The sequence below is a fragment of the Oryzomicrobium terrae genome (genome assembly GCF_008274805.1).
Lineage (GTDB): Bacteria > Pseudomonadota > Gammaproteobacteria > Burkholderiales > Rhodocyclaceae > Oryzomicrobium > Oryzomicrobium terrae.
The window spans coordinates 3005947-3018588 of record NZ_CP022579.1; the positions used below are offsets into that span (position 1 = coordinate 3005947).

General features: G+C 67.2%; 11 protein-coding genes. 9 read left to right on the forward strand and 2 right to left on the reverse strand.

Features of this window, described 5'->3' with window-relative positions:
* Positions 1 to 355: 355 nt before the first annotated feature.
* The 4 genes from OTERR_RS13615 to holA all read left to right on the forward strand — a co-directional run bounded on the left by OTERR_RS13615 (position 356) and on the right by holA (position 5115).
* Complete coding sequence (locus tag OTERR_RS13615) at positions 356 to 718, forward strand: hypothetical protein (RefSeq protein ID WP_149426103.1); 363 nt, start codon at positions 356 to 358, stop codon at positions 716 to 718.
* 190 nt (positions 719 to 908) lie between these two features.
* Complete coding sequence (gene leuS, locus OTERR_RS13620) at positions 909 to 3524, forward strand: leucine--tRNA ligase (RefSeq protein WP_149426104.1); 2616 nt, start codon at positions 909 to 911, stop codon at positions 3522 to 3524.
* 14 nt (positions 3525 to 3538) lie between these two features.
* Entirely contained in the window at positions 3539 to 4066 is a 528-nt protein-coding gene (locus OTERR_RS13625; protein WP_149426105.1) for an LPS-assembly lipoprotein LptE, read from the forward strand.
* A complete protein-coding gene (gene holA / locus OTERR_RS13630; protein WP_149426106.1) occupies positions 4063 to 5115 on the forward strand; it encodes a DNA polymerase III subunit delta in 1053 nt (350 codons plus the stop codon). Before OTERR_RS13625 ends, holA begins: the two co-directional genes overlap by 4 nt.
* Here holA and OTERR_RS13635 read toward each other — a convergent pair.
* Complete coding sequence (locus OTERR_RS13635; protein ID WP_149426107.1) at positions 5112 to 5375, reverse strand: hypothetical protein; 264 nt, start codon at positions 5373 to 5375, stop codon at positions 5112 to 5114. The genes holA and OTERR_RS13635 overlap by 4 nt on opposite strands.
* 259 nt (positions 5376 to 5634) lie before the next feature.
* On the opposite strand from OTERR_RS13635, the gene OTERR_RS13640 reads away from it, so the two are divergent.
* A complete protein-coding gene (locus OTERR_RS13640) occupies positions 5635 to 6891 on the forward strand; it encodes a glutamate-5-semialdehyde dehydrogenase (protein WP_149426108.1) in 1257 nt (418 codons plus the stop codon).
* Positions 6892 to 7151: 260 nt separating this feature from the next.
* A complete protein-coding gene (locus OTERR_RS13645; RefSeq protein ID WP_246154187.1) occupies positions 7152 to 7733 on the forward strand; it encodes a chalcone isomerase family protein in 582 nt (193 codons plus the stop codon).
* Between the two features lie 303 nt (positions 7734 to 8036).
* Here OTERR_RS13645 and OTERR_RS13650 read toward each other — a convergent pair whose 3' ends face one another.
* Complete coding sequence (locus OTERR_RS13650; protein WP_149426110.1) at positions 8037 to 8819, reverse strand: IclR family transcriptional regulator; 783 nt, start codon at positions 8817 to 8819, stop codon at positions 8037 to 8039.
* 245 nt (positions 8820 to 9064) lie between these two features.
* Here OTERR_RS13650 and OTERR_RS13655 point away from each other — a divergent pair, with 245 nt between their 5' ends.
* The 3 genes from OTERR_RS13655 (at position 9065) to OTERR_RS13665 (ending at position 12567) form a co-directional block, all read left to right on the forward strand.
* Positions 9065 to 10252, forward strand: a complete 1188-nt coding sequence (locus OTERR_RS13655) for an acyl-CoA dehydrogenase (RefSeq protein ID WP_149426111.1) — start codon at positions 9065 to 9067, stop codon at positions 10250 to 10252.
* A gap of 8 nt (positions 10253 to 10260) precedes the next feature.
* Positions 10261 to 11517: a CaiB/BaiF CoA transferase family protein gene (locus OTERR_RS13660; protein WP_149426112.1), complete on the forward strand. Its 1257-nt coding sequence runs from the start codon at positions 10261 to 10263 to the stop codon at positions 11515 to 11517.
* Positions 11518 to 11607: 90 nt separating this feature from the next.
* The gene (locus OTERR_RS13665; RefSeq protein WP_149426113.1) at positions 11608 to 12567 is read left to right on the forward strand and encodes a TAXI family TRAP transporter solute-binding subunit; all 960 of its coding nucleotides are present in this window, start codon (positions 11608 to 11610) and stop codon (positions 12565 to 12567) included.
* Positions 12568 to 12642 lie beyond the last annotated feature (75 nt).

A 12642-nucleotide genomic window follows, 5' to 3' on the forward strand; every position in this document is an offset into this window, starting at 1 on the left:
CGAGGCGGGGAAAAGTAGGCAGATGGGCGCCGGCAAAGGCGCGCCGCCGCATGGGCAATGAGGAAGGATTATAGCCACCCCGGCCGCCCCCGCCGTTTGCCGCCCTCTTGCCCCGCCGGGAATCGGACGCGGCGCCAAGCCTCTGCCCATGACTTTTGCATTGCAACATTGAATCGTTACAAATATGAACAAAAGTCAAAAAACATGCTCGAACAACCGGGTTATAATTCTGCTGCATCGCACAATAACCCATCCGGATCCCCACAAGGCCATCCGGATCGCCGGGCTCTACGCCTACGCTGGTCCAGCGCCCCCGGCACCTTGACCTCCGTCCATCCGACGAGGAGAAAACCGCATGAACACCCCGAAAATCCTTCCCTGGGTGGCCCGCAAAGCCGGGATCACCGACGACCACGCCATCAAGCTGTGGAAGCGCTCCGTGCGCGAGGCCGCCACCATCGCCGGCCGCCAGGATGGCTCTGATTTCCACAAGCTGTCGGTAGAACGCTTCCTCGACCACGTCGAGGCCGCCGCCTTCGGCACCGTGCGCCACGGCTACAGCAACACCCCCACCCGCCTCTCCTGGTTCTGGCGCCACCAGGGCCGCATGGCCATCTTCGGCCTGATGGCGGCGGAGAACGCCACCCGCTTCTGGCAGAACGCCTGGAGCGACACGATGTCCGGCATGCTCGCTCAGAAACGCAGCAACGGTCGCTAAGCACCGCCCCCTGAGCAGGAGGGCTTACACCGCCCTCCCCGCTCGTTCGACCGGCAACGATGCCCGCCCTTCGGCGGGCATCGGCGTTTTTGCCCGCTGTTTTCCCGGTAGCGCTGGGGGAGAGGCCGCCCGGCCGCTATAATCTGCGGTTTATCCCATTTGCCGCACTCACGTGCCGAAGCAGGAAGCCATGCAGGAAAAATACAACGCCGCCGAGATTGAGCGCGCCGCCCAAGCCCACTGGGACCAGACCGGTGCCGCCCGGGCCGTCGAAGACGCCAGCAAGCCCAAGTACTACTGCCTGTCCATGTTCCCCTACCCCTCGGGGAAGCTGCACATGGGCCACGTGCGCAACTACACCATCGGCGACGTGCTTTCCCGCTTCTACAAGATGCAGGGCTACAACGTGCTGCAGCCCATGGGCTGGGACGCCTTCGGCATGCCGGCGGAAAACGCCGCCCTGGCCAACAACGTGCCCCCGGCCAAGTGGACCTACGCCAACATCGACTACATGCGCAGCCAGTTGCAGCGCCTGGGCTTTGCCATCGACTGGTCCCGGGAACTGGCCACCTGCACGCCCCAGTACTACCGCTGGGAGCAATGGCTGTTCACCCGCCTGTTCGAGAAGGGCCTGATCTACAAGAAGCTGGGCACGGTGAACTGGGACCCGGTGGACCACACCGTGCTGGCCAACGAGCAGGTCATCGACGGCCGCGGCTGGCGCTCCGGCGCCCTGGTGGAAAAGCGCGAGATCCCCATGTACTACATGAAGATCACCGCCTACGCCGAGGAACTGCTGGCCGACCTGGACCAACTGCCGGGCTGGCCCGAGCAGGTGCGCCTGATGCAGAAGAACTGGATCGGCAAGAGCACCGGCGTACGCTTCGCCTTCCCCCTGGCCGACAACAGTGACGAAAAGCTGTGGGTGTTCACCACCCGGGCCGACACCATCATGGGCGTCACCTTCGTCGCCGTGGCCGCCGAACACCCCCTGGCCACCCGCGCCGCGGCGAACAACCCGGCCCTGGCCGCCTTCATCGAGGAATGCAAGAAGGGCGGCGTGGCCGAGGCCGACATCGCCACCATGGAAAAGAAGGGCATGCCCACGGGCATCTTCGTCCGGCACCCCCTCACCGGCGAGCAGGTGGAAGTGTGGGTCGGCAACTACGTGCTGATGGGCTACGGCGAAGGTGCCGTGATGGCCGTGCCCGCCCACGACGAGCGGGACTTTGCCTTTGCCAAGAAGTACAACCTGGCCATCAAGCAGGTCATCGCCGCTGAAGGCGAGACCTTCAGCCTGGACGGCTGGCAGGAATGGTACGGCGACAAGAGCCGCGGCACCTGCGTCAATTCCGGCAAGTACGACGGCCTGGCCTACGAGGCCGCCGTGGACGCCATCGCCGCTGACCTGGCCGCCAAGGGTCTGGGCGAGAAGAAGGTGCAGTTCCGCCTGCGCGACTGGGGCATTTCCCGCCAGCGCTACTGGGGCTGCCCCATCCCGGTGATCCACTGCGAGTCCTGCGGCGACGTGCCGGTACCCGACGACCAGCTGCCCGTGGTGCTGCCGGAGAACGTGGAAATCACCGGCGCCGGCTCCCCCCTGGCCAAGATGCCCGAGTTCTACGAGTGCACCTGCCCCAAGTGCGGCAAGCCGGCCCGTCGCGAAACCGACACCATGGACACCTTCGTCGAGTCCTCCTGGTACTTCCTGCGCTACGCCTGCCCGGACAACACCCAGGCCATGGTGGACGAGCGGGTCGCCTACTGGTGCAAGGGCGGCATCGACCAGTACATCGGTGGCATCGAGCACGCCATCCTGCACCTGCTCTACTCCCGCTTTTTCACCAAGCTGATGCGGGACGTGGGCCTCTTTGGCGAGCAGAAGCTGGACGAGCCCTTCGCCAACCTGCTGACCCAGGGCATGGTGGTGGCCCCCACCTTCTACCGCGAGGGTGAAGGCGGCAAAAAACTGTGGATCAACCCGGCCGACGTGGATGTGACCACCGACGAACGCGGCCGCCCCACCGGCGCCACCCTCAAGGCCGACGGCCAGCCGGTGGTCATCGGCGGCACCGAGAAGATGTCCAAGTCCAAGAACAACGGCGTGGACCCGCAATCCCTGATGGACGAATACGGCGCCGACACGGCCCGCCTGTTCATGATGTTCGCCGCCCCGCCCGACCAGTCCCTGGAATGGTCCGATGCCGGCGTCGAAGGCGCTTACCGCTTCCTGCGCCGTCTGTGGAAGCTGGTCTACGACCACGCCCAGGCCGGCATCGTCACCGCCAGCAACAGCAGCGACGGCCTCGCCGCCCCTCAGCAGGACCTGCGCCGCAAGCTGCACCAGACCATGGCCAAGGTGGCCGACGACTACGGCCGGCGCAAGCAGTTCAACACCGCCGTGGCGGCGATCATGGAGCTACTCAACAGCTACGACAAGACCGACCTCGGCGATGCCGCCGGCCGGGCCCTGGCCCAGGAAGTACTCGAAGCCGCCGTGCTGATGCTGTTCCCGATCGTCCCCCATATCGGCCAGACCCTCTACGCCGTGCTCAAGCCCGGTGCCGACGCGGTGCACGCGCCCTTCCCCAAGGCCGATCCGGCCGCCCTCAAGCAGGACGAGATCGAGCTGATGATCCAGGTGAACGGCAAGCTGCGCGGCAGCCTGAAGGTGGCGGCCGACGCCGACAAGGGCAGCATCGAAGCCGCCGCCCTGGCCTCGGAAGCGGCCCAGAAGTTCATGGAAGGCAAACCGGCCAAGAAGGTGGTGGTGGTGCCGGGGCGCCTGATCAACATCGTGGTCTAACCGGAAGCCAAGTCATGAGGACATTCCGTCCCTGGCTGCTCGCCCTGGCCGCCAGCCTGCTGCTGGCGGCCTGCGGCTTTCAGCTGCGCGGGGCCCAAACCCTGCCGTTCAAGTCGATCTACGTGGCGGTGGCCGATTCGTCCGAATTCGGCGCCCGTCTCAAACGGGCGGTGCGTTCGAGCAACTCGACCACCCTGGCGGCAAGCCCGGCAGAAGCCGAAGCGGTCTTCAGCGTCACCCAGGACACCATGGAAAAGTTCGTGCTGGCCGTCAACAACTCCGGCCAGGCTCGGGAATATGAACTGCGCTACCGCTTTGCCTACACCCTCACCGACGCCCAGGGGCGCACCCTGGCGACGCCCACCACCCTGACGCAGCAACGGGTGGTGACCGTGAACCCGGCAGTGGCCCAAGAAGTGCTCTCCAAACAGCAGGAAGAGGAATTGCTGCGCCAGGACATGCAACGCGACCTGGTGCAGCAGGTCATGCGCCGCCTGGCCACCACCAAACCCCTGCCGCCCGCAGTCGACAGCAGCAAATGATTCTCAAGGGAGACGCTCTCGCTGCGCACCTGGAAGGCGGGCGGCCACTCGCCGCCCTCTACGTGCTGCACGGGGACGAACCCCTGCTGGTCATCGAGGCCGGCGACGCGATCCGGGCCGCCGCCCGGCAGCGCGGCTTCACCGAACGGGACGTCCTCACCGTCCTGCCCGGCTTCAACTGGGGCGAACTGTTCTCCCGGGGCGGCAATCTTTCCCTGTTCGGCGACAAGAGCCTGCTCGACCTGCGCATCCCCTCGGGTAAGCCCGGACGGGACGGCTCCGAGGCCCTGCAACGCTACTGTGGCCAGCTCGCCGACGACAGCCTGATGCTGGTCACCCTGCCGGAACTCAACTGGCAGGATGAAAAATCCGCCTGGTTCACCGCCCTGGAAAAGGCCGGGGTGGTGATCAAGCTGAATGCTCCCCGGCTCAACGAACTACCCGCCTGGATCGCCGGGCGGCTGGCCCGGCAGCAGCAGCGCGCCAGCCGGGACGCCCTGCACTTCCTGGCGGAACGGGTGGAAGGCAACCTGCTCGCCGCCCACCAGGAAATCCAGAAATTGGCCCTGCTCTATCCGACGGGCCGGGAAGCTGCGGAACTGACCCTGGAACAGATCAAGGATGCGGTTCTCGATGTGGCCCGCTACGACCTGGACAGTCTGCGCGAAGCCCTGCTGGCCGGCGACACTGGCCGAATGGCGCGCATTCTCGACGCCTTGCGCCAGAGCGGCGAAGCCCTGCCCCTGGTGATCTGGGCGGTGACGGAAGAAGTGCGGGCCCTGGCAACGTTGAGCCAGGGCGTGGCGGCGGGCCGCCCCCTCGATACGCTACTCAAGGAAGCCCGGGTGTGGGGGCCGCGCCAAGGGATGCTCAAGCAAGCCTTAGGAAGACTGGATGGGGATCGGACAACCCGTGCGCTGAAGCGGGTGGCGCGAATCGACAGGATCGCCAAGGGGATCGAAGATGGCGATCCCTGGCTGGAACTGCTGCGACTGGGAATGGAAATCGGGGCTCCCGCGCGGCGGCGCCCCATGGCGGCAACCCGTTAGCCGCCGACGACCTTGCGCGGGGTTTCGAGATCGACGGACTCGTCCACCGGGTCCGGATCCAGGTGTTCCCACAGGCAGTCATGATCATCGGGGAAAGCGGCCAACCCGGGCAATGCGGCCGAGCGCACCAGGCATTCACCGGAAGCGCAGTCGGACACCACGACAACGTTATTGTCATCGCTGACCTTGCGCTCACCATCCCAGTAACTGCACGTTGCACACACCTTTACTTCAGCAGGCAGAATCAATTTCTTGGACATAACGGCACAACGTCTGACGACGCGGGAAAGTGGAAAAAAGGTGACAAAAAAACCATTCACCAACAATGGTCTTGCAAGAATATCCCGTTAGACATTGAGTACGAAAGTGGTTCCCGACTATTTTTGGTTTAGCGCAAACCTGCGCAACAACGTACTCCCCTCCCCCAGCGCGTGAATCCCGCCCTATAATCAACTGCTTCTCTATTTGCTGTGAGCGCTATCGTTGCCCCTGGCAACGCCGCCTCACCGGAAGCCTTCGATGGACATTCACGCGTACATGCAGACCCTGGGCCAGCGCGCCCGGGCCGCCTCCCGGGCCGTGGCTCGGGCCGACACCGGCCTCAAGAACAAGGCCCTCGCCACCATTGCCGCCGCCCTGCGCCGCGACGAAGCCAAGCTGCTCGCCGCCAACGCCGAGGACGTGGCCACCGCCCGGGCCAACGGTCTGGAGCCGGCCATGATCGACCGCCTGACCCTGTCGACCAAGACCATCGCCACCATGGCCGAAGGCGTCGAGCAAGTCGCCGCCCTGCCCGATCCGGTGGGCGAAATCTCCGACCTGAAATTCCGCCCCTCCGGCATCCAGGTGGGCAAGATGCGCGTGCCCCTGGGGGTCATCGGCATCATCTACGAGGCCCGCCCCAACGTGACGGTGGACGCCGCCGCCCTGTGCCTCAAGTCGGGTAACGCCTGCATCCTGCGCGGCGGCTCCGAAGCCATCCGCAGCAACCGGGCCATCGCCGCCTGCGTTCAGGAAGGCCTGGCCGCCGCCGGCCTGCCCGCCGACGCGGTGCAAGTGGTGGACACCACCGACCGGGCCGCCGTGGGCGAATTGATCACCATGCGCGAATACGTGGACGTGATCGTGCCGCGCGGCGGCAAGGGTCTGATCGCCCGCCTGCTGGCCGAATCCCGGGTGCCGATGATCCAGCACCTGGACGGCAACTGCCACGTTTACGTGGACGACAAGGCCGATCCGGAAAAGGCATTGAAGATCGTCGAGAACGCCAAGACCCAGCGCTACGGCACCTGCAATACCGCCGAGTCCCTGCTGATCGCCCGGGCCATCGCCCCGACCCTGCTGCCGCGCCTCGCCGCCATGCTCCAGGGCAAGGGGGTGGAAATCCGCGGCTGCGCCGAGACCGCCGCCCTGGTGCCGAACACGGTGCCGGCCAGCGACGAGGACTACGCCACCGAATTCCTCGCCCCGATCATCGCCGTCAAGGTGGTGGCCGGCCTGGACGAGGCCATGGACCACATCGCCCGCTATTCCTCCGGCCACACCGAGGCCATCGTCACCGAGGACTACACCCGGGCGCTGACCTTCCTGCGCGAAGTGGATTCGGCCTCGGTCATGGTCAACGCCTCGACCCGCTTCGCCGACGGCTTCGAGTACGGCCTGGGCGCCGAGATCGGCATCTCCACCGACAAGATCCACGCCCGGGGCCCGGTGGGCCTGGAAGGGCTGACCAGCCAGAAGTGGGTGGTGCTGGGCACCGGCCAGGTGCGCGCCTGATCGAAGCAAACCACCAGCCCCGCCGCTCCGGCGGGGCCGGCCGCGGCATCACGCGACATCATGTAGTAGCAGCGCAACAATCGCCGGGCCGCGTTTTACGCGGGGTCCGGCGCGCAGTACCGGCAGGCAGAGGGACGCCACCGCTCACGGGGTGAAGCGGCGGCGCATAACACATAACAACCCCGATGACCGTTGAGGAGACTATGAACCATCCCCTGCCTGAGGCGTCCCGCCGGACGCTACGGAGCGCGGGGCGCCGTTTGGCGCCTGCCGCCTCCACCCTTGCCCTGTCCTTATCCCTCTTCCTCGCCAGCGGCGCCGTCCACGCCGCCGAGTTCGGCGGCGTCGCCTTCGACGACCGTGCCAAGGTCGGCGCCAGCGAGCTCCAGCTCAACGGCGGCGGCCTGCGCACCAAGGTGTTCTTCAAGGTGTACGCCATGGCCCTGTACCTGCCGGAAAAGGCCGCCACGGCCGAAGCCGTGCTGGCCGGCAAGGGCGCCAAGCGCATCGGCATCACCCTGCTGCGCGACCTGTCGGCCCAGCAGTTCGCCGACGCCCTCAACGAGGGCATCGTCAAGAACAGCTCGGAGGCCGAACTGGCGGCGCTCAAGCCCAAGGTGCAGGCATTCACCGACACCCTGCTGTCCCTGGGCGAGGCCAAGAAGGGCACCGCCGTGACCCTCGACTACACCCCGGAAAAGGGCACCCAGTTGCTGGTCAACGGCAGCGCCAAGGGCGCCCCGATCCCCGGCGAGGACTTCAACCGGGCCCTGCTGCGCATCTGGCTCGGCGCCAAGCCGGCTCAGGACGATCTGAAAGAGGGGCTGCTCGGCAAGAAGTAAGGCGCCCTCTCAAACAGCCCCCCAGCGACGGCGGCCCGGCAGATTCGGGCCGCCGTTTTTTTTCGCACTACGTCTCCGTTTCGGCCGAACCCACCCGGAACACCGCGCCAGACGGGCATCTCCAGGGCCGCCATGCGAAACCCCGCGTCCCTATTGGCTTTCCGGCATGTCACCTCGGAAAGCCAATAGGGACGCGGGGTTTGCTTTGCCGGCGTTCAGGATCGGCGCGCCGTGTGCCCCGGCCGTCCGAACGACCGCTCTAGGCGAACGCCGTCGACGGGCGAAGGGGTACCGGACCGCCGCCTACCCTGCCGCCGCCTCGATCGAGCGGGCCAGGTACACCAGGCGCGGCCCCAGGTCGTCATCGATGCGCTGGGGCGTCAGGGCGAAGGCCGGGCCGGACAGGGACAGGGCCAGCACCTCGCCGTCCGGGCAGGTGAGGGGGGCGGCCACAGCGTTGGTGTCGCGCTGCCATTCACCGATGGACACGCAGTAGCCCCGGGCCGCCACGTCGGCGAAGGCCTTGTCCAACCCGGCCCGCTGTTCGGCCCAGGCGTCGCCCTCGCGGCGGGCCAGCTGGTCCATCAGGAACCCCCGCTCGGCCGCCGGCAACGCGGCCAGGAAGGCGCGGCCGATGGAGGTGCTGGCCATGGGCATCTGCATGCCGACGCTGACCTTGAGGGTGGTCAGGGAGCGGGGCCGGCAGTTTTCCAGGTAGATCATGGCCAGCCGGTCCCGGGTGGCTAGGGACACCAGGGCGCTGGCGTAGTCGGCCAGGTCCTGCATCAGCGGCCGAGCCTGCTCGCGCACGCCGATGTTGCCCAGGGCCACGTAGCCCAGGGCGAGCACGGAGGGACCGACCCGATAGCGGCCGGCGGTGCCCGCCGCCTCGTCCCAGCGCAGGTAGCCCAGGGTGGTAAGGGTGTAGGTAAGCCGGGATACGGTGGATTTGGCCAGGCCGGTGCGGGCGGCGATCTCGCCGTTGCTCAGGCCGCCCCGGTCCCGGGCGGTGAAGCAGCGCAGGATGGCCAGCCCCCGCTCCAGGGCGGTGACCCGGTTGCGGTCGGTGGTGTCGGCCTCACTCATCTCGACCGCATTGTTCTGCACTGCGGAACCACCATCTTCTTTATTGGCAATTTTCCCCATCGCCACTTCCATTTCGTTTGGTTTTTTGCCAAGATGATTCCACTTTATTAAATCACAGTTCCGCACAACGGAACAAGCAACACCACTGCGCCCCACCCCGACCGCGCACTGCCCGATCCGCCGCAGCACCGAACCGCTTCCCGAGGCCGCACGCCCCGGGCCCGAATCGAGACGAGGAGACATTCATGGCCGACAAAGCCCGCTTCCAGTGGGAAGACCCCTTCCTGTTCCGCGACCAGTTGAGCGACGAGGAGCGCCTGATCGCCGACACCGCCCACGCCTACTGCCAGGACAAGCTGATGCCCCGGGTGCTGATGGGCCATCGCCACGAGACCTTCGACCGGGACATCTTCTCCGAGATGGGCGAACTGGGCTTTCTCGGCTGCACCATCGAGGGCTACGGCTGCGCCGGGCTGTCCAACGTCGGCTACGGCCTGATCGCCCGGGAGGTGGAGCGGGTCGATTCCGGCTACCGCTCGGCCATGAGCGTCCAGTCGTCCCTGGTGATGTACCCGATCTGGGCCTACGGCTCCGAAGCCCAGCGCGAGAAGTACCTGCCCAAGCTGGCCCGGGGCGAATGGGTCGGCTGCTTCGGCCTGACCGAGCCCAACGTCGGCTCCGACCCGGGCGGCATGCTCACCCGGGCCAAGAGCGTGGACGGCGGCTTCGTCCTGCACGGCGCCAAGATGTGGATCACCAACTCGCCCATCGCCGACGTCTTCGTGGTGTGGGCCAAGCTCGACGGCGACAAGGCCGAAGACGTGCGCGGCTTCATCCTGGAAAAGGGCATGAAGGGCCTCTCCGCCCCCAAGATCGAGGGCAAGTTCTCCCTGCGCGCCTCGATCACCGGCGAGATCGTCATGGACGAGGTGTTCGTCCCGGCCGAGAACCTGCTGCCCAAGAGCGGCGGCCTGAAGTCGCCCCTGGGCTGCCTGACCAAGGCCCGCTTCGGCATCGCCTGGGGCGCCCTGGGCGCCGCCGAGTTCTGCTGGCACGCGGCGCGCAACTACACCCTGGAGCGCAAGCAGTTCGACCGCCCCCTGGCGGCCAACCAGCTGATCCAGAAGAAGCTGGCCGACATGCAGACCGAGATCGCCCTGGGGCTGCAATCGGTGCTACGTGTCGGCCGCCTGATGGACGAGGGCCGCGCCACCCCGGAGATGGTGTCCCTGATCAAGCGCAACTCCTGCGGCAAGTCCCTGGACATCGCCCGGGTGGCCCGGGACATGCACGGCGGCAACGGCATCTCGGACGAGTACCACGTGATCCGCCACGTGCTCAACCTGGAGGCGGTGAACACCTACGAGGGCACCCACGACGTGCACGCCCTGGTGCTCGGCCGCGCCCAGACCGGCATCCAGGCCTTCTTCTGAGCACCGCCATGGGCGCCAGCGCAACCGCCAGCCACGCTCCGGCCGCCGCCGGAGCCCTGGCCGGCATCACCGTCCTCGACCTGTCCCGGGTGCTGGCCGGCCCCTGGGCCACCCAGCTGCTCGCCGACCTGGGCGCCACCGTGATCAAGGTGGAACGCCCCGGCGCCGGCGACGACACCCGGGCCTGGGGCCCGCCCTGGCTGGCGGACGGCGAAGGCCAGCCGACCACGGACGCGGCCTACTTCCTGTGCACCAACCGCAACAAGCAGTCGGTGACGGTGGATTTCACCCGACCCGAGGGCCAGGCCCTGGTCAAGCAATTGGCTGTCCGGGCCGACGTGGTGGTGGAGAACTTCAAGGTCGGCGGGCTGGCGCCCTACGGCCTGGACTACGCCAGCCTCAAGGCGCTCAACCCGAGGCTGGTCTATTGCAGCATCACCGGCTTCGGCCAGGACGGCCCCTACGCGCTCCGGGCCGGCTACGACTTCCTGATCCAAGGCATGGGCGGGTTGATGAGCCTGACCGGCCGCCCCGACGGGGAGGAGGGCGAAGGGCCGCAGAAAGTGGGGGTGGCCCTCACCGACATCCTCACCGGCCTGTATGCCGCCAACGCCATCCAGGCCGCGCTGCTGCACCGGGCCGCCACGGGCGAAGGCCAGCACATCGACGTGGCCCTGCTCGACGTGCAGGTGGCCTGCCTGGCCAACCAGGCCCTCAACTACCTGGTATCGGGCGCGGTGCCCAAGCGCATGGGCAACGCCCACCCCAACATCGTCCCCTACCAGGACTTTCCCACCGCCGACGGCGACATGATCCTGGCCATCGGCAACGACGGCCAGTTCGCCCGCTGGTGCGCGGTGGCCGGGCACCCGGACTGGGCCCACGACCCGCGCTTCGCCACCAACCCGGCCCGGGTGCGCCACCGCGCCGAGTTGATCCCCCTGATGCGGCAAATCACCGTGACCCGCACCACCGACGCCTGGATCGCCGCCCTGGAGGCGGAGGCCGTGCCCTGCGGCCCGATCAATACCCTGGACCGGGTCTTCGCCGACCCCCAGGTGCAGCACCGGGGCCTCAAGCTCGACCTGCCCCATGCCGCCGGTGGCCGCGCCCCCGGTGTCGGCAACCCGCTGCACCTGTCGGCCACCCCGGTGGCCTACCGCCAGGCGCCGCCGGTCCTGGGCGAGCACACTGACGCCGTGCTGACATCGCTGGGGTATAGTCCCCAGGACATCGCCGGGCTGCGTGCCGGCGGTATCGTTTAATCCGGTTCAACCCCACACGCGACGGAGACATCCCCCTTCCCCACACCCCGCAGTGTTCAGGTCCACCTAAAAAATCAACGGAGACAAACCATGAGCAAACTGCTTCACACCCTGCTGTTGTCCACCACCCTCGCCCTCGGCACGCTCGGTACCACCACGGCCCAGGCGGCGGAATTCATCAACGTTCTGACCGGCGGCACCAGCGGGGTGTATTACCCCATGGGCGTGGCCCTCTCCCAGATCTACGGCAAGGCCCTGCCCAACGCCAAGGCCTCGGTCCAGGCCACCAAGGCCAGCGCCGAAAACCTCAACCTGCTCCAGGCCGGCCGCGGCGAGATCGGCTTCACCCTGGGCGACGCCCTATCGGACGCCTGGAAGGGTGACGAGGAAGCGGGCTTCAAGACGGCCCTGAAGAAGCTGCGCACCGTCGCAGGCATCTATCCCAACTACATCCAGATCGTCGCCAGCGCCGATTCCGGCATCCGCACCCTGGCCGACCTCAAGGGCAAGCGCATCTCGGTGGGGGCGCCCAAGTCCGGTACCGAGCTCAACGCCCGGGCCGTGCTCAAGGCCGCCGGCCTCACCTACAAGGATTTCGCCAAGGTCGAGTACCTGCCCTTTGGCGAGTCGGTGGAACTGATGAAGAACCGCCAGCTCGACGTCACCCTGCAATCCGCCGGCCTCGGCGTCTCGGCCCTGCGCGACCTGGCCACGGCGCAGAAGATCGTGGTGGTGCCCGTGCCCGCCGAGGTGGTGGCCAAGATCGGCGACGCCGCCTACCAGCCCGGCGTGGTGCCGGCCAAGACCTACGAAGGCCAGAACGCCGACGTGGCCACGGTGAAGATCCAGAACTTCCTGGTCACCCACGAGGGCGTGCCCGCCGACACGGTGTACGCCATGACCAAGTCGATGTTCGACAACCTGGACCAGCTCACCGCCGCCCATGCCGCCGCCAAGGCGATCAGCAAGACCGATGCGGCCAAGAACCCGCCGGTGCCGCTGCACCCGGGCGCCGAGCGCTACTACCGGGAAGCCGGGCTGCTCAAGTAAGCGGCAATCCACTCCCCGGCCCAGCCAAACCCCGCGCCAGTCCTTGATCTCCAGGGCATACCCATGAAGATCGAG